This is a genomic window from Streptomyces sp. 8N114, from assembly GCF_052245835.1.
Classification (GTDB): domain Bacteria; phylum Actinomycetota; class Actinomycetes; order Streptomycetales; family Streptomycetaceae; genus Streptomyces.
Map to the genome: position 1 here is coordinate 385154 of NZ_JBQQBT010000001.1, position 21725 is coordinate 406878.

Genomic DNA, 21725 nt, shown 5'->3' on the forward strand with positions numbered 1-21725 from the left:
ACAGCGGCCTTTCCGGCTGCATCACGTCGTCACTGCGGCAGTGCGTCACCGCACCAGTGCGGCACTGCGTCACCCCTGCGCAGCCCCGTCCCCTTGACCGTCCCCTGGACCGTGCTCGTGCCGATGCCAGGGCCGGTGCTCGTGGCCGTGCCGGTGTCCGCGATCGGCCCGTACGACCGCCACCGGACACTCCGCGTGGTGGAGCACCGCCTGGCTGACCGACCCGAGCAGCAGCCCGGTGAACCCGCCCCGGCCGCGGGCGCCGACGACGAGCAGCTGGGACTCCTCGCTGGCCGCGATGAGTGCCTGCCTGGTGTACTCCTGGACGAGCCGGGGCGTCACGTTCACGTCCGGGTACTTCTCACGCCATCCGGCGATCGCCGTCGTCAGTACGCGCTCCTCCTCCGCCCGGTAGAGGTCCACGTCGTAGTACGTGGGCACCTGGATGCTCGGGCCCGCCGCGATGGGGCCTGTCCAGGCGTTCCAGTTGTGCAGTGCGACGAGTTCGGCACCGCGCAGCGACGCCTCCTTGAAGGCCCAGCCGACAGCCGCGTCACCCACTTCGGAACCGTCCACCCCGAGCAGCACCGGGCCGGTGGGGTGCTTCCTGCCGCGGGTGACCAGCACCGGGCACTCGGCGTGTGCGGTGAGGTAGACGGCGACGGAGCCGACGAGCAGGCCGGTGAAGCCGCCGAGCCCGCGGGTCCCGACGACGACGAGATCGGCGCTCTGCGACTCGATGGTGAGGACGGAGAGCGGCTCCCCCGGGATGACCGCGTGGGTGACCTCGACGGTCGGCTGGGAGCTCTTCGCACGGGCGGCAGCCTCCTCGGCCGTACGCTGCGCGAGGCTGCGCAGACCGCCCTCGGGCGGCCCCATGGCGGACGGGCCGAGCGGGACCTTCATCATCGGCCAGACGAACGCGTGCACGACGCGCAGCGAGCCGCCGCGGAGCTTCGCCTCCCGGGCGGCGACGTCCACGGCCTCCAGGCTCGACGCGGAACCGTCGACACCCACCACAACCGTCCCACTCACGACGGCGCTCCCTTCCGGGACCCGCCTGCCGCCGCGCCCTCTGCTTCCGCACGTCGCTCTTCCATCCCTCCAGACATACCGTCCGCCGGCCGGGACGGCAGTGAGGGATGGCCCGAACGGGCGGGCCCGTCCGAAGCCGGTGCGGCGCATCGCAGGGCCGCGTGTGAGGCGAGCGAGGAGACCGAGCCGATGAGCCGAGGATCACATCACCCCTGGTGAGAGCGTTGTCGTCCGGGTGAACCTGCGCAACCAACCCCGTGCGGCCCAGTTGTCCAGTGCGCTCCGCGTCCGAGCTCCACATCAGGAGGACAAGAATGATCAAGAACGCGCTGGCCACTGCCGCCGCTGCCTCAGCGGTCGTCGGTGTGGCCACTCCCCAGGCCGCGGCCATCGGCAACGACCATGGCACCACCACGGTGAACGGCAACGGAGCGGCCCAGATGTACGGCAACTCCGCCACCTATGGGAACTGGAGCCCGCAATTCGCGCTGATCCAGGGTTCGTTGAACAAGCCCTGCATCGCGATTCCGGACAAGATCAACGTGGGCTCGCTCATCGGGCTCATTCCGATCACTGTCCAGGACATCAACATCCTGTCCAGCCCGCAGACCCAGAAGTGTGTCGAGAACTCCTCCCAGGTCAAGGGAGATGAGCCGCTCTCGCACATTCTTCAGGACATCCCCCTCCTCTCCGGAAACGGCACCGGAAACCGCTGAGGCGACTCCGGCCGCGACCAAAGCGGAACGCGGGCATTGGGCCCGGGGCACGTACGCCCCGGGCCTTTCGCTGTTCCAACTCACCCGGTTTCACCCGGGATTTCACTCTTTCCACTCCGAGTGCCTTCCGCTGTTTCGCAAACGGTTCTTGAGCGCCTTCCTGTTGCGGTTGACGACCGCGCTTTCCTGTTTCGGTTGGCGATCGTCACCCGAGTGGCGGATTGCCCAGCTACCCCGACATCACATCGAGTGACGTAACCGGTCTGACCCATTACGCCACCAGGGGGACGAGGCAGGTAATTCGGCATAACTCGTGTCGTACGGAACTCGACATCGTTACGAATGGCGACAGCGGAGTTGCGGGCGATCAGCCAGCACTCGTGGACATACGAAATCCGTGGTCCAGGGAAACCCGCTTGAGAAAGGACTCCCACGTGAAGTACACGAAGGTCGCGACCGTCGCCGCAGGCACGCTGATGGCCCTGGGCACCGCCGCCGCTCCGGCCCTCGCAGACTCGGGTGCCCAGGGCGGCGCCGCCAACTCCCCTGGTGTCATCTCGGGCAACGTCGTCCAGATTCCGGTGCACATCCCGATCCAGCTCTGCGGCAACACCGTGGACATCATCGGCCTGCTCAACCCGGCGTTCGGCAACACCTGCGTCGCCGACTGACACCCCCGCCCTCGTGAGCGGGAACCAGCTCGGACCGGCTCCGGTGCGTGGGGCGTGGAGCTCACGCACCGGAGCCGTCCGGTCTCCTGAGACGCGGATATGGAATTGCGAGAATTCCGCGCCTTCCGCACCAGACTGAGAGCAGGAAGAGACCATGCGAAAGGTCTTGAGCAAGAGCCTCCTGACGGCTGCCGCCACAACGGGCGCGCTCGCGGGCGCTGCCGGGTACGCACAGGCCGACGCGGGAGCCGGTGGTGGCGCCGCCGGCTCCCCCGGCTTCGGGTCGGGCAACGTGGTCAAGGCTCCGGTGCACGTGCCGGCCAACGTCTGCGGGAACACGATCGACGTTGTCGGCGCGCTGAACCCGTCCTTCGGCAACAACTGCGGCGCCGAGCACGGCAGGAAGACGCCTCCGCACCACAAGCCGCCGGGGCCGGGGCCGAAGAAGCCGCCGCAGCGGGCCGAGGAGCAGCCGTCGGAAAAGGCCGAGCAGCACCCGCCGGCCCGCGCCCCGCAGCAGCCCGCCGGCCTGAGGAAGCCCGCCGACCAGGTAAAGAGCCACAGCGAGAAGCCCGCGGACCGGCCCGTCGAACACCGGGCTCCGGAGGCCGGGAAGGCGGCGACGCCCGCAGGTCCGGCCCACGAAGCCGCTCCGCGCGCTCCGCGAGCGGCCGAGCACCAGGTGGCGGCTTCCGAGTCGCTGGCGCAGTCCGGTGCGGGCGGCGCCTGGGGCACGGCGGCGCTCGGTGCGGGCATGCTGCTCAGCGGCGTGGTGCTCTACCGGCGCGCCACCCCGCGTCGCAGCTGACCCGTACTCGCCACATCTGACCGGCACTCAAGGCACCCGCGCATCGCGGAACTGCTTCGCACCTGTTCCGCGATGCGCTCGTGACGCGAAACGGCGAAACGGCGAAATGGCGCGGTTTCCAGCCTGCCGCGAGCCGTCACCGGGAAGCGCCGTCGGAAAATCGCACAGTTTCCGGGAGAAGAAGCACCCTATGAAGTACAGGAAGACCGCCGCCGTCATCGCAGGATCGGTGATGGCTCTGGGCGCCGCGCCGCCCGCCCTCGCGAGCGAAGCCCCTGTCGGTCCGCGCGCGAGTCTGAACGGCGGTCTCGACTATGCCCTCGGAAGCGGTGAACTGCTTTCCTCCTCTCCCCCGGTGGGCGTGGACGGTCCGCAGTTCGATGCCTTGGTGAATGCGGTGAAGCGTCCTTTGAAGAGCGGGAAACTGATCGGCAATCAGAATCTGCTTGGCGGACTTCCGCCGGCCGAGTGACGCCCGCGCACCGGTAGGGGATTTACGGGTCACGGCGTACACACCATTCAGGTGAAAAGGAAAAACTCACGAAGCGGAAGACAGTTAGACCCGGCGTCCCAGACTTCCGCACCATTCCAGGAAGAACGGTAGAACCATGATGAAGAAGGCCCTGTCCACCGCTACGGTGGCCCTTTCGCTCGTCGGCATCTCGGCGATGGCCGCCCCCCAGGCGCTGGCCACCGGAAACGACACCGGCACCACCACGGTGAACGGCAACGGCGCCGACCACAACGAAGGCAACGCCGCCACCTACGGCAACCTGAGCCCGCAGAACCAGCTCATCCAGGGCTCCCTGAACAGGATCTGCGCCCTGCCCTTCGAGAAGATCAACGTCGGCTCGCTCATCGGCCTGATCCCGATCACCGTTCAGGACGTCAACATCCTGTCCGCCTACCAGTCGCAGAAGTGCTCGGACAACTCGTCCCAGGCCAAGGGCGACGAGCCGCTGTCGCACATCCTGGACGACATCCAGGCCCTCTCCGCCAACGGCGAGCGCAACCGCTGAGCAACCGGACCCCAGGTCGAAGCGGGGACTTCATAGAAGAGGCCACCGGCATCCAGCCGGTGGCCTCTTCGTGCGCTTCGTTTCTTCGCGTGTTCCGCTTCGACGAGTAGCGCGGGTGTTCCGCTTCGACAAGTGGCGCTCGCGCCGCGCCGGCTCGTGCTCCCGCCCTCAGCCGCGCAGCGTGTCGGTCGCCTTGGTGGCCAGCGGGCCGACGAGAGGGAGGTCACCGAGGGAGGCACCGCGGGCGAGCGGGCCGGTGACGGCTGCGGTGCTCAGCGGGCGGAAGTCGGCGATCTGGGTGCCGATGGAATTGTCCAGCGGATCCGTACCGGTGTTGGCCAGCGGATCGAGCTGGAGATCGTTGACCGTCTTCAGCGCGCTGCCGAGCGCGACACCGGTGCCCCGTACCGTCCCCCGGGCAGGCGCCGTGAGGCCATCCACCAGCCCCTCCATCGCGACGTCACCGCCGGTTTTCCCCGCGCCGCCCTGCTCGGCCGCCACAGCTGTCGGAACGGCCGAACCGAGGGCCGCGCCGACGGCCGCGGCGAGTACCCCGGCCCGGGCGAAAACGCGTGGGGCAGGTGCTTTGTGACGGGCGGTTCCGGACTTGAGCATGTTCACCACCGAGTACGAGTTGCTCGGACCATGAGCAACGATTTGTAACCAATCAGCTCCATAGCGTAGTCGCCTGGTCGGGGTGACGCTTCAACCTCCCGGAGCCCGGCGGGGGTTCCCGGTTGCACACGCAGTTCGTGAGTGACAGTCGTCAGCCAACGGACCACGCACAGCTGAACGACCGTACCCTCGGTGGCGTGCTCGGGCACCAAACGTGGTCATTCAGGGTGATTCTGGTATCAGGTACGGCCCTCTGCGCGACTAAGGTGCCCCTCCATGACCTCCCTCCAGGCCGCCCAGGGCGGCATTCAGCAACAGCTCGGCACCCTCAGCGTGGTCGGCTGGGCCGGTGAGTACGGAGACGGACGGGACATGGCCTTCCTGCTCGTCTTCTCGCTCGGCGACGGCGCCGGCACCCGGGAGGAGCCTGTCGCCGCAATGCGGCAGCTCGCCGAGTCGACGGGACTGACGATCGGCGGCGACATCCTGGACGCCACCTCGGCCGGGCGGCAGTTTCCGGTGACCGCGCTCGTCGAGGGCGGTCAAGTGGCGCTGACGATGCCGAAGATGTCGGTGCAGTACTCGACACCGCCCGAGTGGATTGCCGCGGCGCATGACCGCGGACACGTCTACTTCCTGCTCGCGACCCAGCCCTGGCCGCAGGTGCGCCTCGGCAACGAGATCCAGCAGGACGCGCTCCGGGAGTTCCTGAGCGAGGAGGTGCTCTCCACATCGGCGCACTGCCTGCTCCCTGTGCGACGGCTCGCACGCTGAGCCGCGAGGCGCGGGAGCATCAGGCGTACGGCTCCAGTTCGGCGTCGACAGGCGCACCGGTGAGCCTGTTTGCCAGGGTGGAGAGGGTGTACGCACCGATGCCGAGGACGACTTCGAGGGCCTGCTCCGGGGTATAGCCGTGGGCCACGAAGGCGTCGAGCGACCCGGCGCTCACCCCGCCCGCCCGGTCGAGCACTTCCGCGGTGAAGACGCGGACGGCCTCCAGGCGTTCGTCGGGGAGCGGACGGGCCTCGCGCAGGGCTGTGATCAGTTCCTCGTCGGCTTCAAGTGCACGCAGCTTGCGGGTATGCATGGCGACGCACAGATGGCATCCGTTGCGGGTCGCGACAGTGAGGATGACGGTCTCGCGTGCCAGCACGTCGAGGCTGGTGGCTTCGAAGGCGGCGCTCATCCTGGTGAACGCCTCGAGAGTGTGCGGCGAGATGGCAAGCCGGGCCATCGCCGAGGGGAGAAAACCGAGGCGCTGCCGGGTGGCCTCCATGATGCGCCGGGAGGCGGCGGGAGCGGACTGCGGGGTGAGTTCGGCAAAGGTTGTTCCGGGCACAGTCGGCCCCTCTCGTACAGTGGTCAACGTGGTTGTCGAAAAGAAGGTAAACCAGGTTGTCGAACTTGTCGAGGGCTGTCATGGCTGAGCGGGAGAGGTGGGGGTTCGAGCTGCCTTTGCTGCTGTTCGCCGGGTTCCGTTCGCTGATCGACCAGCTGCACACGGAACTGGCCGACCACGGCCATCCGGAGATGCGCCCGGCACACGGCTTCGCGATGCAGGCCATCGGGCGGGACGGCGTGACCGCGAGCGAGCTGGGACGGCAGCTGGGCGTCTCCAAGCAGGCGGCGGGCAAGACCGTCGACCGGCTCGCCGCACTGGGCTACGCGGAACGGGTCGCCGACCCCGCCGACGCGCGGCGCAAGCTCGTCCGGCTCACCCCGCGCGGTCAGGACGCGCTGGTGCTCTCCGGTGCGGTCTTCGAGGAGCTCCGCGGCAGATGGGCCGACCAGTTGGGCCGGAAGCGGCTGACGGAGCTTGAGGACGCGCTGGAGACCATGGTGGGTCCGGCGCGGTTCCGGCTGGATGCCGCGGGGTGGTTCGGGGACTGACGAGCGGCCCCGCCCGGCTAGCTCTCCCCTTCCCGGTCCCCTCGGCCCCCGGTCCCAGGGGAGCCGCCAGGAGTCCCCGGGCCGGAGGGGCCGTCGGATTGCTCGTCGTCGACGATCTCCGCGTCGACCACGTCCTCGTCCGGCGGCGCGGTGCCGCCCTGCTCCGCGCCCTCGCCGGTCGGCTGTGTCCCCTCCTTGCCGGCCTGCTGCCCCTCCCTGGCCTGCGCGTACATGGCTGTGCCGATCTTCTGGGCCGCGGCTGTCGTACGGTCGACCGCCTCGCGCAGGGTCACGGTGTGTTCGGCGGCCCGGGCCGGATCGTCGGGAGTCTCGGCCAGCCGCGCCTTGAGGTCGGCGAGCGCCGCTTCGACCTCGGCGCGGGTTTCGGCGGGCACCGCGCCCTCGGCGGTGTCGGCCAGCAGGCGTTCGGTCTGGTAGGCGAGCTGCTCGGCCTGGTTGTGGGTCTCGGCCGACTCGCGGCGCCGCGCGTCCTCCTCGGCGTACTGCTCCGCCTCGCGCACCATGCGCTCGATGTCGTCCTTGGGCAGGCTGGAGCCGCCGGTGACCTGCATCTTCTGTTCCTTGCCCGTCCCCAGGTCCTTGGCGGAGACGTGCATGATGCCGTTGGCGTCGATGTCGAAGGTGACCTCGATCTGCGGCACATTGCGCGGAGCCGGCGGCAGACCCGTCAGCTCGAACATGCCCAGCTTCTTGTTGTACGCCGCGATCTCCCGCTCACCCTGGAAGACCTGGATCTGCACGGAGGACTGGTTGTCCTCGGCCGTGGTGAAGGTCTCCGAACGCTTCGTCGGAATCGTGGTGTTGCGCTCGATCAGCTTGGTCATGATGCCGCCCTTGGTCTCGATACCGAGGGACAGCGGGGTGACATCCAGCAGCAGGACGTCCTTGACCTCACCCTTGAGCACACCCGCCTGAAGGCTGGCACCGATGGCGACGACCTCGTCCGGGTTCACGCCCTTGTGCGGGTCCCGGCCGGTGAGCTCCTTGACCAGCTCCGTCACCGCGGGCATCCGGGTCGAGCCGCCGACCAGGATCACGTGGTGAACGTCCGACAGTTGCACGTTCGCGTCGTTCACCGCCTGGTGGAACGGCGTCTTGCAGCGCTCCAGCAGGTCTTCCGTCAGCTGTTGGAACTGGGTGCGGCTCAGCTGCTCGTCCAGGTGGAGCGGGCCCTCGGCCGTCGCGGTGATGTAGGGCAGATTGATCGTCGTCTCGGTGGACGAGGACAGCTCGATCTTCGCCTTCTCGGCCGCCTCACGCAGCCGCTGCACCGCCATCCTGTCCTTGGCCAGATCGATGCCGTGGCCGTCCCTGAACCGTTTGACCAGGTGGTCGACCAGCCGCTGGTCCCAGTCGTCACCACCCAGATGAGTGTCGCCCGCGGTGGCCTTCACCTCCAGTACGCCCTCGCCGATCTCCAGCAGCGAGACGTCGAACGTACCGCCGCCCAGGTCGAAGACGAGGACCGTCTGCTCCTCCTCCTTGTCGAGGCCGTAGGCCAGTGCGGCTGCCGTTGGCTCGTTGATGATGCGCAGCACGCTCAGGCCCGCGATCTCGCCGGCCTCCTTGGTGGCCTGGCGCTGCGCGTCGTTGAAGTACGCCGGCACGGTGATGACCGCGTCGGTGACGTCCTGCCCGAGATAGCTCTCCGCGTCCCGCTTGAGCTTCTGCAGGACGCGGGCCGAGATCTCCTGGGCGGTGAAGGACTTGCCGTCGATACTGCCGGACTCCGGGAAGCGCCAGTTGGCCTCGCCCATATGGCGCTTGACGGAGCGGACGGTGCGGTCGACGTTGGTGACCGCCTGCCGCTTGGCGATCTCGCCCGTCAGCACCTCACCGCCCTTGGCGAACGCCACCACGGACGGCGTCGTCCGGGCGCCCTCGGCGTTGACGACGACCGTGGGGTCACCGCCCTCCAGGACACTGACCACCGAGTTGGTGGTGCCGAGGTCGATTCCGACAGCGCGTGCCATGGCCGTCCTCCTCAGGAGTGCCGGCCTCCGCGGGCGCGGGAGTGCCGGACGGGCTACACCTGAGTCTTGCCCTCCTCGATGGCTTCGGCCACCTCAGCCGTCCGTTCGGCTTCCTCGGCGGCGAAGCGTCCGGCGTCCAGCTTCTCGGCGATCTCCTCGTCCTGGGCCATCAGGAGGTCGAGGTTCTGGTTGCCCATCTCGAAGACGCCCATGTCGACATAGGCGCGCTGGAGGCGTTCGCCCCACAGGCCGATGTCCCGCACGCAGGGGACTATGCGGCTGAAGAGGAGCTTTCGGAAGAGCTGAAGGTTCTCGGACTGCTCGCTGAAGGTGTCCGCCTCGGCCCGCGGGATACCGAAGTTCTCCAGCACCTCGGCGCCCTTGAGCCGGTCGCGCATCAGATAGCAGCCCTCGATGACGAACTCCTCGCGCTCGCGCAGTTCGGCGTCGGACAGCTGCTTGTAGTAGTCCCGCAGCGCCATCCGGCCGAACGCCACATGACGGGCCTCGTCCTGCATGACGTACGCGAGGATCTGCTTGGGCAGCGGCTTGTCGGTGGTGTCCCGGATCAGGCCGAAGGCGGCCAGCGCCAGGCCCTCGATCAGCACCTGCATACCCAGGTACGGCATGTCCCAGCGGGAGTCGCGGAGGGTGTCGCCGAGGAGTGACTGGAGGCTGTCGTTGATCGGGTAGAGCATGCCGACCTTCTCGTGGAGAAAGCGGCCGTAGATCTCGGCGTGCCGGGCCTCGTCCATGGTCTGTGTCGCGGAGTAGAACTTCGCGTCCATGTCGGGCACCGACTCCACGATCCGGGCGGCGCACACCATGGCGCCCTGCTCGCCGTGCAGGAACTGGCTGAACTGCCAGGAGGCGTAGTACCGGCGCAGCTCGCCGCGCTCGGCCTCGTTCATCTTGTCCCAGTAGGGCGTCCCGTAGAGCGCCATGGCTTCGTCAGGGGTCCCCAGCGGGTCGTACGGGTCGACCTCCAGGTCCCAGTCGATGCGGCGCTGCCCGTCCCACTGCTTGTCCTTGCCCTTCTGGTACAGCGCCAGCAGGCGGTCGCGCCCGTCGTCGTACTCCCAGGAGAAGCGGGCGCTGCCGGAGGCGGGGATCTGCCAGAGGGAGGCGTCGGTTGCGTGCGCGTAGAGATCGTGTGTGGACACTGACATCTCCTTCAGTCACGGACGGCCCCGCATGGGGTGGGGGTTGGTTCGGGACTGCCCGTTACGGGTGGGTAGTTGGCAGGCTCACACGCGTGTTACCGCTCGGTCAACAAGTTGCGCAGGGGGGATTGACGTCCTTACTGACAAGCAGTCTCATAAGAATCGACAGCAGACGTGACCGCCGGTAACACTCGAACGAGATCGCCGGCACCCCCAACGAAGAGGTGCCTCAGCATGACGACAGCGCCTGACATCGCCGACATGGAACGCGAGGTGCTCAGGGACGCCCTCGGTCTGCTCAAGGATCGCGAGCAGGTCGCCGAGCGCCTCCTCGAGTCCTCCAGGAAGCACTCCTTCGACCCTGACACCGAACTGGACTGGGAGGCACCGTTCGAGGACGGCAAGTGGTTCTGGCCACCGGAGCTGGTGTCGCTCTACGACACCCCGCTGTGGAAGCGGATGCCCGAGGAGCAGCGGATGGACCTGGCCCGGCACGAGGCGGCCTCGCTCGCCTCGCTGGGCATCTGGTTCGAGGTGATCCTGATGCAGTTGCTGGTGCGGCACATCTACGACAAGCCGCTGACCAGTAACCATGTCCGCTACGCGCTGACCGAGATCGCCGACGAGTGCCGGCACTCGATGATGTTCGCACGCATGATCAAGCGGGCCGGGGCGCCCGCGTATCCCGTATCCAAGCTGCACCACAACCTGGCACGGCTGCTCAAGACTGTCTCCACGACCCCTGGTTCGTTCACCGCGACGCTGCTGGGCGAGGAGATCCTGGACTGGATGCAGCGGCTGACCTTCCCGGACGAGCGCATTCAGCCACTGGTACGCGGCGTGACGCGGATCCACGTCATCGAAGAGGCCCGGCATGTGCGCTACGCACGCGAGGAGCTGCGCCGCCAGATGGTCAAGTGCCCGCGCTGGGAGGCCGAACTGACCCGGATCAGCTCGGGCGAGGCCGCCCGCGTCTTCTCCATCTCCTTCGTCAACCCGCAGGTCTACGAGGACGTCGGGCTCGACAAGAAGGAGGCCGTCGCCCAGGTGAAGGCCAGCGGCCACCGCCGCGAGGTCATGCAGGCCGGCGCCAAGCGGCTGACCGACTTCCTGGACGACATCGGCGTACTACGGGGCGTAGGCCGCAAACTGTGGGTGAGCTCGGGCCTGCTGCCGAAATGAGCTGACGGTGAGAGCCCGTGCGAGCCCGGTGAAGCACGTGTGAGGAACTCCGGGGATACGCAGGGAACGCCGTCGCCGGCCGGGGCAGTTACGCTGCACTGCATGAGCAGCAGCGGCACCGCCCCGGCGTATCGCAGGCTGAGCGTGGACGAGCGGCGCAGTCAATTGCTCGGGCACGCGCTGGGTCTGTTCGCACACCGGCCGCCCGAGGATGTGTCGCTGGACGACGTCGCGGCCTCCGCCGGAGTATCACGCCCGCTCGTCTACCGCTACTTCCCCGGCGGCAAACAGCAGTTGTACGAGGCCGCACTGCGCAGCGCGGCCGACCAGCTCGAGCAGTGCTTCGCCGAGCCGCCCACCGGCCCGCTCACCACCCGGCTGGCCCGCGCAATCGACCGCTACCTGGCGTTCGTCGACGAGCACGACGCGGGTTTCATGGCACTGATGCAGGGCGGCAGCGTGGTGGAGACCTCGCGCACCAACGCCATAGTCGACGAGGTGCGCAGGGACGCGGCCGAGCAGATCCTCGCCCATCTGGCAGCGGACCAGGGCAGCAAGGGCCGCGGGTCGCCCCGCCTGCGGATGGCCGTACGGACGTGGATCTCGGCCGTGGAGGCTGCATCCCTGATCTGGCTGGACGAAGGCAAGCAGCCGCCGCTGCCTCAGCTGCGGGACTGGCTGGTGGACCACTTCGTCGCTCTGCTGACCGCCACGGCAGCCGGTGACGCGGAGACCGCCACCGTGGTCCGGCGGGCGCTGGCACTGGAGGAGTCCGACGGTGCCGTCGCAGAACTGGTGCGCAGGGTGCTGCCGGTGGTCGCGGACTCCGGGCACCTGCTGTGAGACTGAGTGCGGCTGTCTGCTGCGGGTACGGAGGCCGGGCGCTTGCTGTGCGGGTCGGCCTGGTGAGCAGCGGTTTTGGACTTAAAGATTACTTGAAGACTGGGCTAAGCTAAGTCCATGCCGTCTCAGCTGTCATGGAAGGCCAAGGAAGCCACCGTCGGAGAGCTGGCGGAGCGCGCCGGTGTCGCCACCTCCACGCTGCGCTTCTACGAGCGCGAAGGGCTCATCCAGAGCCGTCGTACCTCAGGCAACCAGCGCCGCTACAGCCGCGACACACTGCGCCGCGTCGCCTTCATCCGGGCCTCCCAGCGGCTCGGCCTGCCGCTCGCCGCCATCCGGGAAGCACTCGCCCTGTTGCCGGAGGGCCGTACGCCCACCCGGGACGACTGGGCAGCCGTCTCGGAGTGCTGGCGGGAAGACCTCAACCAGCGGATCGCGCTGATGGAGCAGCTCCGCGACCACCTCACCGACTGCATCGGCTGCGGCTGTCTGTCCCTGACGGCGTGCGCGCTGGTCAATCCGCAGGACCGACTCGGCGAGCAGGGCCCCGGAGCCCGCCAGCTCGCCCAGCCCTGCGGCCCGGACCCGGCGCACGGCGACCGGTCCGGTGCTTGCGGCGGTGAAGCCGCCGCTGACGAGGGCGCTTGTGGGGGCCCGGACGACGGGGGCTCTTGTGGGGGCTCCGACAGTGCGGGCTCCGACAGTAGGGCGGTCGCTGCCGTGGCCGACGGCGAAGCGGGCTGAGGCGGTGCGCAGCGAGGAGACCGCCTTCCGCGGCGGACCGCTGGACGGGCGGACACTGTCCGTCCCGCTGGGCCCGACCGGAAGGCCGCCGCGCAGTTACGAGGTTCCGGTACCCGATCCGGACGGCGGCCCGCCAGTGGTCCATGTCTACCGACTGGAGCCGGCCGCCGTGAACCGGCTGGGACTGCCACGGGGCTGGGCGTACGTCTACGAACCTGAGGGGCAGCCCGCAAAGGGCCCGCTGGAACGACTGCCGTGGCGCAGGAGACGCGGCAGCGGCGGCTGACGGGGTCGATCGCGCGCAGCGGTGGCTGACGTCGGTGGATCGCGGCAGGCGGCGGCTGACATCGGTGGACCGCGGCAGGCGGCGGCTGACGCTGGTGGATCGCCGCAGGCGGAGGCTGACGTCGGTGGATCGCGGCAGCCGTGGCTGACGTCGGCGGACGCGGCAGTGACGGCTGACCCGGTGGTTCGCTGTGGCGGGAGCTGCCGCAATGGTTCGCGGCGGCAGTAGCTGACGCCAGTGGTCTGGACCGGCTGGCCCGGTGGGGCGCTCTCCGCGGGAGCGGCGGGCCGGTCCCGGATGGTCCGCACAGCCTGGACAGCGCCGTGGAGAGACGGTTTTCTGCTGACGTGATCGAAGGCATCGCGCGGCTGCGCGAGACGGACCCCCAGCGGCTCGGCCCGTTCCGGCTCTTCGGAGTACTCGGGCACGGCGGGGCGGGCACTGTCTACCTGGGCAGGGGCTCCCCGCGGCGGGGTGCGCGCAAACGGGCGGCCGCGGTGCGCGCCGTACGGCCCGAACTGCTGCGTGACCGGCAGCTGCGGGCACGGCTGCGGCAGGAGACCGCGCGGGTCGCGGACGCGGTCGACAGCCCCTTCGTCGCCGACTTCCTCGGCTGCGAACTCGACAGCGAGCAGCCCTGGACCGCCGAGGCGTTCGTGCCGGGCGTGCCGCTGTCCGCGCTGGTGACCATGTACGGGCCACTGCCGGAGATGTCCGTCCGCGCGTTGGGGGGTGCACTTGCCCGTGCGCTGATGGAACTGCATGCGGCGGGAACCGCGCACGGGGACCTGCGGGCCGCGAACGTGCTGCTGGCGGCCGACGGGCCACGCGTGGTCGATTACGGCATCGCGCTGGGCAGGCGTTCCGCGGCGGTCGGCGGCGCGGGCTTCGGGCCGTCGGTGCTGAGGGCCGAGGACGTCTTCGCGCTGGGTGCCGTACTGGTGGTGGCAGCGAGCGCGCGGCATCCGTTCGCGGGGAGCCCGCTGCCCTCGGCGCGCGAGGGCCCGGACCTGACGGGGGTGCCCGACGCCCTGTGCGTGCCGCTGCTGTCGTGCCTGCACAAGACGCCGGAGACCCGCCCACAACCGGAATCTCTGGCGCACACCCTGGACCTCTCCGGCACGGCAACCCGCCCGGCGCGTGAGTGGCTTCCGGAGCCGTTCCTCCACGAGATCGGCGAGCGCGCGGATGCCGCGCGGGCGCTGATCGGGCGGAGGGGATGGGGTCGCTGATCGGCCGGAGGGGCTTGGGTCGCTGATCGGGCGGAGGGGATAGGGCGTCGATCGGGGTGGAGGGGATGGGGCGGCGATCGGGGCGGTGGGGATGGGGTCGCTGACCGGGCGGTCTGGTCCGGGGGCGGGGTGCTGAGGGGCCTGGATACGGGAGCGGGCATGGTTCCTCACACGTACGGGTGACGAGGGGCGGGCCGAGGGAGCTGGACACGGCGGTGGAGTGGCGGTAGGGACAGGCGATTCCGGCTCGCCGGCTTCCCGCACTGCGCCTGAATTGCCCTGGGACCAGCAAGGCGGCGTGCCCTCGTCGTCGTTGCTCGGCGCGTTCCCGCCCGCGCCGGATGGCGCCGGTTCGGTACGCCGACGCCGGGAGCGGGCCCTCGGGATTCTCGATCGGGTGAGAGACGTGCGCCCAGCCGCTTCGCTCGCCCTGAGCCGGTGGCCTTGCCCGTGCCACGATCGCGGCAGAGCGGTCGACGACGGGGAGACGCCGCTCGGGAGCGAGGTGTGCAGTGTTTCGGGTGTTGCGGGTGTTGTGTGAGGCGAGGGCGCGAACGGCGCGTGGAGGAGGGCCGGCCGCTGTGGCCAGGCCTGGCGTCGGTGCGGTGCTGCTCGGGATCGTACTCGCGGCCGTGACCGCGCTGGGACCTGCGGCCTCGGCGGGTTCGGGTGCACCGGCGGGTATGAGGGGGACGCCGACAGCAGAGGTGGGGGCACCCGGTAGGCCTGATCCCGGGCCTGTGGCGGAGCCACCTGGTACGGGGTCCAAGTCTGTCGGTGAGCTGCTTGGCGAGCTGAGTCTGCTGTACGAGCGCACTGAGCAGGCGTCAGAGGCGTACAACGGCACGGCGGAGAAGCTGAAGGCCCAGCGAGCGGCGGCCCGCCGGGCGCAAACCAAGCTCTCACGGGCCCGCGCCGCGCTTGCGACCGGGCGGACGCAGGCGGGCGAGCTGGCCCGGCAGCAGTACCGGGGCGAGGGAACCGGCATCCCGCCAACGGTGCAGATGCTGCTCGCGCGCGACCCCTACCAGCTGCTGGAGCGCGGACATCTGTTGCAGCGAGCGGCGGGCGACCAGGCGGCCACGGTACGGAAGCTGACCGACGGAAAGCAGCGGCACGCCTCGGCGGCCAAGCGGGCGCGTGCCGCGGTGGCACGGCAGGAGCGGCTGGCGAAGCGCAAGAAGAAGCAGCGGAACGAGGTGCACAAGCGGCTGAAGAAGGTGGAGATGCTGCTCTCGTCGCTGAACGGGGATCAGCTCGCCCGGCTGCACGAGCTGGAGCGGGACCGTACGGACGCTGCGCAGCGGCAGCTGGTGGACTCCGGAGCGCTGGACCCGAGCGGCGCAACGGGCTCACCTTCCGCGGCGGGACGGAAGGCTCTCGACTGGGCGCTGAAGCAGGTCGGCAAGCCGTATGTGTGGGGCGCCGAGGGCCCGCGGGCGTTCGACTGCTCGGGGCTCACCTCGCAGGCGTGGCGCCATGCGGGCCGGGAGATCCCACGCACCAGCCAGGAGCAGTGGCGGCAGTTGACGAGGGTTCCGTTGGACGCGCTGCGCCCCGGCGACCTGGTCATCTACCGCGAGGGGGCGACACATGTGGGCATGTACGCGGGAGATGGCCGGGTGGTGCAGGCCCCTCGGCCGGGGAGCGCGGTGCGGCTGACCCCGCTCGCCGCCGACCCGCCGATCGGCGCGGTCCGCCCGGACGGACGGCGGGCATGAGGCCGATGCGGTGGAGGGGTGGGGTGCGCTTCAGAGGTCATCGGCGAGGTGCCAGGGCGTGTCCGGCGGTTCTTGCCCCGCCCCTCGGTCGGTCTGATAAGAGGGTGCCCCTGCCCGAAGCGTGCAAGCTGCGGGTGCTCCCCCAAGCTCTTCGAGCAGGGAGGTACCCCCATGGCTGGTGGGGGTACCTCCCGGCCGGAGTCCCCCAGCCTCCGGCCGAGAGGTACCCCCAGGGGTGCAGTTCCCCGCGCCCCTTCGGGGCGGCGTCCCCCTTGCCGGGTACGCAGGACCGCCGGAAGGCCAAGACGGTGCCTCTCACCGGGGCGACCGTGGCGGCAGTGCGGGTTGCGGCCTCAGTCCAGTTCGGCCAGGAGCACCGTGGCATCGTCGTGCCGCTTGCCACGGCGGGGCGACGACTCCGACTCGGCCGTGCGGACACGGTGGATGAGGGCACGTGGCCCCTCTTTGCGGACGAGGGCGAAGAGGCCCGCCCAGTCGCCGAGGCGGAAGGTCTCCGTCCAGCGGGTGGCGCCGTCGGTGAGGGCGAGCAGGGCACGGACGTCGGACCTCGGGTGACTTCCCGTCACCGCCTGTGCCGCGACGCCCGGGTCGGCGGCAGCCGTGTAGAAACCGCTGCCGTCCGGCGCGTTGCGCAGCCCTTCGACGGCGCGCGCGTAGGCCGCGCGGTCCGACTCCTCGCCCGTCAGCCGTACGCGGTCGCGCAGTGCCTGCACGGCGGGCGGCAGTTCGGCCAGGCGTCGGTCGAGAACGGGACGCACGGTGCCATCGGCGGCCTCCATGAGGAGCGCGGAGTCGGACAGCACCAGGTGTTCGACCCGCTCCTCGTCCCACCGGGCCGCGACGACGGTTGCCTGGGGAGTACGGGGGTGAAAAAGATCACATGTCTCACGGTGGGCGTCGGCCGTGCGGGCCACTGCGACGGCGAGGCATTCGGCCAGCGTCATGTCCCGGCGTGTGCCCGAAAGTTCGAGCAGCGCACCACCGAGCCGCGCCACGAACCACGGCACTCCGTGACGGCAGCCGTCGGCTCCCTCCGGCGGAGTGACACCGTCCAGCACCACGAGCGCTCCGCCCGAGCCGGAGGCAGGCAGGGCGGCCGACACATAATCCTCGTTGGGCCGTTGAGGATTACCAGGCTCGGTGACCATGTCGATGCGCATGACGGCAGTCTGCCGGACGGTCGATTTCGAGTGGCCGGTGACCGCCATGGCGGGCACGCCCCGGTTGGCCGGAGACCGGTACTCGATGCCGCCGCGCCCTCCTGCTGCTGTGGTAGCGCGCGCTCGGGCGCGCGGGGCATGGTCGGCCGGAAAACGACCGGGAACAGAGCGGAACCTATCCTTCCGCAAAGTCCGGCAGGCATCCTGCCAGGACCTCGGACGGATTTCCAACCAGTGCCCGGGAAGCGGACAGCGCCCGGCTCAGGCCGAGTTGTTCCGTTGCCGAGGAGTGATGTTCACTCCTTCGGGTGGCCCAGCAGGGGATCCTCACCCGCCTCAGGAGCGCACTGCCAAGGTCGGTCGTCGAGTGTGGGGACACCGCTGCGGAGCACCGCGCGGCCCGAGGCCCGGAGAGGTAGCTGGGAACCGAAGGTCGCAGAGGGTGCCGGCGCGGGGGCGGGGCCACCCTCTCGCCACACACGTTGGACTGTGCCGCCCGGGCCCTCCGGGAGAGGCGGGACGAGATTGCGAGTGCGGGTGCGGAAGAAGCAACGTCACAGAGCGGACGTTCCCCAGGCCACGGCGACCGGCCCCGGCGCCACTGCCTCCACGGACGCGGAGCCGGCCACCCCTGTGGGACGTAGGCGTGCGCGGGTACGCAACAGGCTGCTGCTGTCCGTCGCGGTGTGTGCCGTGGCGGTTGTGGCGGCGGGAGCACCCACCCTTGTCGCGGGCTCCCGGGATGCCGCCGACGCGCAGGATCTCGTCGACCTCGCCCGGCTCGACCAGCAGGCCATCGCACTGTCCCACTCCGTCGCGGACGAGCGCGACAGCATGGTCGAGTACATCGCTGCGGGCCGCAGCGGCAAGCGCGGGACGGGCGTCAGCGAAGCCCAGCGCAACCGGGTCGACCGGCAGGCCCGCGAGCTGCGCGAGGCCGCGTCCTCGGCGCCGTCCGGGTCCGGGGCTGCCGCTCCGTCCGCCTCCCCCGACGCCGTCGCCAAGGCCGTCAAGAAGCTGCCCGCCGTCCGGCAGCGCGCCATGAACGGCAAGGCCGGCCCGCTGGACTCCTACGAGTCCTACTCCGAGGTCATCCAGACGCTCCGTCAGCTCACCCGTGGCATCGCCGACGGCCTGCCCGCGCGGGCGGAGAACCGCACCGCGGCGGCGCTCCCCGACCTGTCACGCGCCGTCGATCAGGCATCGGCCACCCGCGGCCTGCTGGAGGCGGCGCTGGCGGGACAGGGTTCCCAGCGGCCGCTGGTCACCGCGGCGGGGCAGGCTCGCCTACGGGAGCAGGCAGCGCTCGCGGACTTCGAGGAGACGGCCGACGCCAAGGCCCGGGAGAGCTACAGCACGACCGTCAACGGCACGGACGTCAACGTCGCCGAGCGCTATCTGACGGCCGTCACCTCGCGCAACCACCTCACGGGCGGCGCCCGGGCTCTGGACCGTGAGCGGTTCGACAGCTCCGTCTCGGCGCGGCTGGCCCATATGCGCGGGGTGCAGTCGTCGTTCGCGGTGGCGGAAGTCAAGCGGCTCGAGAGGCTGCGGGACGACGATGTGACGGCGCTGCAACTGCGGGCCGGGCTGGTGGGCGGCTCTCTGCTGATCGCCGTCGCCGTCAGCGTCGCCATGGCGCGGTCGCTCACCCGTCCGCTGTCGGTGCTCAAACGCGGTTCGCAGCGGCTCGCCAAGGACCCGGCGGGCGAGGAGCCGATCACCTTCCGCGGCAGGAACGACGAGTTCGCCGATGTGGTGAGAGCGCTCAACACGCTGTGTGCCACCGCCGCCGAGCTGCGGCGCCGGTCCTCCTGTGCGGAGCGGGAGCAGGACCAGCTGGCGGTCGAGAAGGCACAGCTGACCGAGAAGCACCTACTGCTGAGCGAGGACTTCGCGGCACTGCAGTCCGAGCTCGAGGCGGCGCGCGAGCAGTTGACGTCGCCGACGCCGCAGGGCAGTGGTGCGGATGCGTACGCGGGCCTGAGTGCGGGTGCGGGCGGGAGTGCGGGCGGGAGCGCCGGTGCGCACGTCGGCGAGGCCACCGCGACGGCGGACCACAGCGCCTTCGCTGATCTGGGCAGCCGCACGCTCACGCTGGTCGAGCGGCAGCTCGGCATCATCGAGGGGCTGGAGGAGAAGGAGGCCGACCCCGACCGGCTCGACACTCTCTTCAAGCTGGATCATCTGGCGACCCGGATGCGGCGGCACAGCGAAAACCTGCTGCTGCTGGCGGGCACGGAGCGCCCCGAGCGCAGTGTGCCGTCCGCAACCGCCGCCCCGGCACCGCTGCTGGACGTACTGCGTGCCGCCGTCAGCGAGATAGCCCAGTACGAACGCGTCGAGTTGGGGACGCTGCCGCCGGAGGTGCGGGTCGACGGTTCCGCCGCCGACGATCTGAGCCACTTGGTCGCCGAACTTCTCGACAACGCCGCCGCCTTCTCCCCCGCCGAGACCGGGGTACGCCTGAGCGCGCGGCTGCTGGAGAGCGGCGAGGCCCTGGTGTCCGTGGAGGACGATGGCGAGGGCATGCCCGGTCCGCAGCTCGCCGAGCTCAATTCGCGCCTGGGCGAGCCGCAGGTGACGGAGGGCGCGAGTGGTCCCTGGGGGCTGGGCACAAACGTGGTCGCCCGGCTCTCGGCACGGCACGGCATACGGGTGCGGCTGCGCGAGCGGGAGGGCGGCGGCACCGTGGCCGACGTGACCGTCCCGCACGTGCTGGTGCTCGACGGGGTCGCCCACGCAGGGCTGTCCGACGGAGCCGGGAGCGCACAGCCGTCCGACGGGGTCGACGAGAGCAGTCTCCCTCCGGATGGGAGCGACCACTCCCGTGCCGAGGACGAGCACTCCCGGACCGATGACCAGGCCCCCACCCGGGCAGAGGAGCCCGAGGGGGCGGCGGGAGCGGACCGGTCGGCGGAGCAGGGGGACCCGGCGGAGCCACCAGGGTCCGTCACGCATCCGGGTCTGCCTCAGCGGATCCGCAGGGAGACGCCGCGTGAGCCGACCGCACCGCGTCCCCGCAAGGGCGGCGCCACCCCGGAGGAACTGCGGCGCAGGCTCGACGGATTCCAGCAGGGCACCCGGGAGGGCCTGCGGGACTCCATGGCGTACACCGCGGTGGGTGAACCCGGCCACACGGCCACCGAGACCGAACAGAACCACCAGAACCACCAGGACAAGCAGGACCAACAGGATCAGCAGGACCAGCAGCCCGGGCAGCCATCACGGGCTGAGCAGCAGACCGAGGACACCGACCATACGGAAGAGCGAGCGGGGGCGCAGGTTGACGGTGGTACTGCCACAGGAGGCTCGTAAGTGAACCCGCTCACCACAGGTACGTCCGGCACTCCGGAGGCACGTAATCTCCGGTGGCTTCTCGACAAACTGGTCGAAGAGGTGCCGGGCATCCGGTCCGTGGCCGTCGTCTCGTCCGACGGTCTGATGCTGCTCGCGTCCGATCCCGCGCTGGGGGCCGAGCACGGGTCTTCCGCACTGGCCGCTGCGGGGGCAGTTGCGACGCCGCCGCGGATCGAGGAAGCCGCGGTTCCCGAGACTTCGGGCGCCGTACGGGGCGGAATGCCCGTACGGCGGCGGCGCGGCGGTCACTGGGGGCGCGGCCCCAAGGGGCCCAGGGGTTCCAGTGGCGACCTGGCCACGCTCGTCTCCGGGGTGGCCGCGCTGACGGTCGCCGCCGCCGGCCTGATGGAGGGCGGCGCGGTGAAGCAGACCATGGTGTCCATGGACGAGGGTGCGCTGCTCGTCATGGCCATCGGGGACGGCTCACTGCTGGGAGTGCACGCCGCGGCCGATTGCGACATGGGGGCGGTCGGCTATCAGATGGGCCTCTTCGTGGGGCGGGCGGGCCATGTGCTGACGCCCGAGCTGCGGAACGAACTACGCGGGGCGGTGGGCGTGAAGGTCGGTGCGGAGGCGGTCGTCGGCCGGTAGGAGAGGGGCCGACTGCCCGGCTCACTCGTCCTGGTCGGCCAGCGAGTTGAGGCGGTGGAGGAGGCGGGCCAGCTCGGCGATCTCCCGGCGGTCCCAGGCGGCCAATTTGCGCGCGTACGACAGACGGCGCGCGTCCCGTACCCGCGTGAACCGTTCGCGGCCCTCCGCTGTGAGGCGTACCAGCGAGGCACGGCGGTCCGCGGGATCGGGCCGCCGGTCCACCAGGCCGAGCTGGACCAGTGCGTGCAGCTGACGGCTTATCGTCGCCTTGCCGACGCCGAAGTAGGCGGCCAGTTCGGTCGCCCGCTGCTCGCCCGCGTCCTCCAGGCGCACCAGCAGCCCGTAGGCCGCGGGTTCCAGATCGGGGTGGACCTGCCGGGCCATCTCGCCGGACGAGGCGCGGGCACGGCGCAGGAAGACGGCCAACTCGCGTTCCACGTCAAGGCATTCGGGGCCGAAGGGCTCGGCGGGGTCCGCAGCGTCCACAACATCAGGGGATTCCGCGGCGTTCGGGGAGCCCGCGGCGTTCGCAGCGTCCGTGGAGTCCGTGGAGTTCTTGTGCACGTCAGTGGTGTCTCCGGCGTTTTCCATGAAGAAACTTATCCCCAGCCCAGCCCGATAGTCCCAGCTCCGTCAGTATTTCGCAGGAGTAGACCAACGGCAGACGGCAGGGC

The 21725-nt window shown here is 70.2% G+C and carries 21 protein-coding genes and 1 pseudogene; 15 read left to right on the top strand and 7 right to left on the bottom strand.

The genetic code is table 11. From position 1 onward, the window contains the following. Positions 1–69: 69 nt before the first annotated feature. The gene (locus tag ACTWQF_RS01675) at positions 70–1035 is read right to left on the bottom strand and encodes a universal stress protein (RefSeq protein WP_443276344.1); all 966 of its coding nucleotides are present in this window, start codon (positions 1033–1035) and stop codon (positions 70–72) included. 314 nt (positions 1036–1349) lie between these two features. Between ACTWQF_RS01675 and ACTWQF_RS01680 the strand changes: the two genes are divergently transcribed. The 5 genes from ACTWQF_RS01680 to ACTWQF_RS01700 all read left to right on the top strand — a co-directional run bounded on the left by ACTWQF_RS01680 (position 1350) and on the right by ACTWQF_RS01700 (position 4249). After that, positions 1350–1751, top strand: a complete 402-nt coding sequence (locus ACTWQF_RS01680; protein ID WP_443276346.1) for a rodlin — start codon at positions 1350–1352, stop codon at positions 1749–1751. A gap of 434 nt (positions 1752–2185) precedes the next feature. Further along, on the top strand, positions 2186–2422 hold the full coding sequence (locus tag ACTWQF_RS01685) for a chaplin (protein ID WP_443276348.1): 237 nt from the start codon (positions 2186–2188) through the stop codon (positions 2420–2422). A 154-nt stretch (positions 2423–2576) separates the two neighbouring features. Beyond that, a complete protein-coding gene (locus ACTWQF_RS01690) occupies positions 2577–3230 on the top strand; it encodes a chaplin (RefSeq protein WP_443276350.1) in 654 nt (217 codons plus the stop codon). 190 nt (positions 3231–3420) lie between these two features. Continuing rightward, on the top strand, positions 3421–3702 hold the full coding sequence (locus ACTWQF_RS01695; protein WP_443276352.1) for a hypothetical protein: 282 nt from the start codon (positions 3421–3423) through the stop codon (positions 3700–3702). Positions 3703–3841: 139 nt separating this feature from the next. After that, positions 3842–4249, top strand: coding sequence for a rodlin (locus ACTWQF_RS01700; protein ID WP_443277527.1), 408 nt, complete (start codon positions 3842–3844; stop codon positions 4247–4249). 168 nt (positions 4250–4417) lie between these two features. On the opposite strand, the gene ACTWQF_RS01705 is transcribed toward ACTWQF_RS01700, so the two are convergent. Beyond that, a complete protein-coding gene (locus ACTWQF_RS01705) occupies positions 4418–4864 on the bottom strand; it encodes a hypothetical protein (RefSeq protein ID WP_443276354.1) in 447 nt (148 codons plus the stop codon). A gap of 276 nt (positions 4865–5140) precedes the next feature. Between ACTWQF_RS01705 and ACTWQF_RS01710 the strand changes: the two genes are divergently transcribed. Further along, a complete protein-coding gene (locus tag ACTWQF_RS01710; protein WP_443276356.1) occupies positions 5141–5638 on the top strand; it encodes a DUF5949 family protein in 498 nt (165 codons plus the stop codon). 19 nt (positions 5639–5657) lie between these two features. On the opposite strand, the gene ACTWQF_RS01715 is transcribed toward ACTWQF_RS01710, so the two are convergent. Next, complete coding sequence (locus tag ACTWQF_RS01715; RefSeq protein WP_443276358.1) at positions 5658–6203, bottom strand: carboxymuconolactone decarboxylase family protein; 546 nt, start codon at positions 6201–6203, stop codon at positions 5658–5660. A 28-nt stretch (positions 6204–6231) separates the two neighbouring features. Between ACTWQF_RS01715 and ACTWQF_RS01720 the strand changes: the two are divergent. After that, positions 6232–6754 (top strand): annotated as a pseudogene (locus ACTWQF_RS01720) (MarR family winged helix-turn-helix transcriptional regulator). Positions 6755–6771: 17 nt separating this feature from the next. On the opposite strand, the gene dnaK reads toward ACTWQF_RS01720, so the two are convergent. Both dnaK and ACTWQF_RS01730 read right to left on the bottom strand, forming a co-directional pair. After that, complete coding sequence (gene dnaK, locus ACTWQF_RS01725; RefSeq protein ID WP_443276360.1) at positions 6772–8748, bottom strand: molecular chaperone DnaK; 1977 nt, start codon at positions 8746–8748, stop codon at positions 6772–6774. A gap of 53 nt (positions 8749–8801) precedes the next feature. Further along, a complete protein-coding gene (locus ACTWQF_RS01730) occupies positions 8802–9911 on the bottom strand; it encodes a ferritin-like domain-containing protein (RefSeq protein ID WP_443276361.1) in 1110 nt (369 codons plus the stop codon). A gap of 234 nt (positions 9912–10145) precedes the next feature. On the opposite strand from ACTWQF_RS01730, the gene ACTWQF_RS01735 reads away from it, so the two are divergent. The 6 genes from ACTWQF_RS01735 to ACTWQF_RS01760 all read left to right on the top strand — a co-directional run bounded on the left by ACTWQF_RS01735 (position 10146) and on the right by ACTWQF_RS01760 (position 15919). Then, complete coding sequence (locus tag ACTWQF_RS01735; protein ID WP_443276363.1) at positions 10146–11093, top strand: AurF N-oxygenase family protein; 948 nt, start codon at positions 10146–10148, stop codon at positions 11091–11093. A 102-nt stretch (positions 11094–11195) separates the two neighbouring features. Continuing rightward, complete coding sequence (locus ACTWQF_RS01740; protein ID WP_443276365.1) at positions 11196–11936, top strand: TetR/AcrR family transcriptional regulator; 741 nt, start codon at positions 11196–11198, stop codon at positions 11934–11936. Between the two features lie 117 nt (positions 11937–12053). Beyond that, positions 12054–12680, top strand: a complete 627-nt coding sequence (soxR, locus tag ACTWQF_RS01745) for a redox-sensitive transcriptional activator SoxR (RefSeq protein ID WP_443276367.1) — start codon at positions 12054–12056, stop codon at positions 12678–12680. Between the two features lie 4 nt (positions 12681–12684). Further along, on the top strand, positions 12685–12966 hold the full coding sequence (locus tag ACTWQF_RS01750) for a hypothetical protein (protein WP_443276369.1): 282 nt from the start codon (positions 12685–12687) through the stop codon (positions 12964–12966). A gap of 347 nt (positions 12967–13313) precedes the next feature. Continuing rightward, complete coding sequence (locus tag ACTWQF_RS01755) at positions 13314–14198, top strand: protein kinase domain-containing protein (protein WP_443276371.1); 885 nt, start codon at positions 13314–13316, stop codon at positions 14196–14198. A gap of 740 nt (positions 14199–14938) precedes the next feature. Further along, entirely contained in the window at positions 14939–15919 is a 981-nt protein-coding gene (locus ACTWQF_RS01760) for a C40 family peptidase (protein WP_443276373.1), read from the top strand. 353 nt (positions 15920–16272) lie between these two features. Here the strand turns inward: ACTWQF_RS01760 and ACTWQF_RS01765 are convergent, their stop codons facing one another. Next, the gene (locus ACTWQF_RS01765) at positions 16273–17100 is read right to left on the bottom strand and encodes a protein phosphatase 2C domain-containing protein (RefSeq protein ID WP_443276374.1); all 828 of its coding nucleotides are present in this window, start codon (positions 17098–17100) and stop codon (positions 16273–16275) included. Positions 17101–17733: 633 nt separating this feature from the next. On the opposite strand from ACTWQF_RS01765, the gene ACTWQF_RS01770 reads away from it, so the two are divergent. Beyond that, positions 17734–20418, top strand: a complete 2685-nt coding sequence (locus tag ACTWQF_RS01770; RefSeq protein WP_443276375.1) for a sensor histidine kinase — start codon at positions 17734–17736, stop codon at positions 20416–20418. Continuing rightward, positions 20419–21051 (top strand): roadblock/LC7 domain-containing protein, encoded by a 633-nt coding sequence (locus ACTWQF_RS01775; RefSeq protein ID WP_443276377.1) that lies wholly within the window; start codon positions 20419–20421, stop codon positions 21049–21051. It begins immediately after the preceding gene. Between the two features lie 21 nt (positions 21052–21072). Here ACTWQF_RS01775 and ACTWQF_RS01780 read toward each other — a convergent pair whose 3' ends face one another. Then, a complete protein-coding gene (locus ACTWQF_RS01780) occupies positions 21073–21642 on the bottom strand; it encodes a MarR family winged helix-turn-helix transcriptional regulator (RefSeq protein ID WP_443276379.1) in 570 nt (189 codons plus the stop codon). Positions 21643–21725: the final 83 nt, after the last annotated feature.

Coding starts and splice junctions, on each gene's coding strand:
- ACTWQF_RS01740 (WP_443276365.1), top strand. CDS start 11,196: ATGAGCAGCAGCGGCACCGCCCCGGCGTATCGCAGGCTGAGCGTGGAC.
- ACTWQF_RS01705 (WP_443276354.1), bottom strand. CDS start 4,864: ATGCTCAAGTCCGGAACCGCCCGTCACAAAGCACCTGCCCCACGCGTT.
- ACTWQF_RS01690 (WP_443276350.1), top strand. CDS start 2,577: ATGCGAAAGGTCTTGAGCAAGAGCCTCCTGACGGCTGCCGCCACAACG.
- soxR (WP_443276367.1), top strand. CDS start 12,054: ATGCCGTCTCAGCTGTCATGGAAGGCCAAGGAAGCCACCGTCGGAGAG.
- dnaK (WP_443276360.1), bottom strand. CDS start 8,748: ATGGCACGCGCTGTCGGAATCGACCTCGGCACCACCAACTCGGTGGTC.
- ACTWQF_RS01765 (WP_443276374.1), bottom strand. CDS start 17,100: ATGCGCATCGACATGGTCACCGAGCCTGGTAATCCTCAACGGCCCAAC.
- ACTWQF_RS01780 (WP_443276379.1), bottom strand. CDS start 21,642: ATGGAAAACGCCGGAGACACCACTGACGTGCACAAGAACTCCACGGAC.
- ACTWQF_RS01700 (WP_443277527.1), top strand. CDS start 3,842: ATGAAGAAGGCCCTGTCCACCGCTACGGTGGCCCTTTCGCTCGTCGGC.
- ACTWQF_RS01680 (WP_443276346.1), top strand. CDS start 1,350: ATGATCAAGAACGCGCTGGCCACTGCCGCCGCTGCCTCAGCGGTCGTC.
- ACTWQF_RS01710 (WP_443276356.1), top strand. CDS start 5,141: ATGACCTCCCTCCAGGCCGCCCAGGGCGGCATTCAGCAACAGCTCGGC.
- ACTWQF_RS01735 (WP_443276363.1), top strand. CDS start 10,146: ATGACGACAGCGCCTGACATCGCCGACATGGAACGCGAGGTGCTCAGG.
- ACTWQF_RS01695 (WP_443276352.1), top strand. CDS start 3,421: ATGAAGTACAGGAAGACCGCCGCCGTCATCGCAGGATCGGTGATGGCT.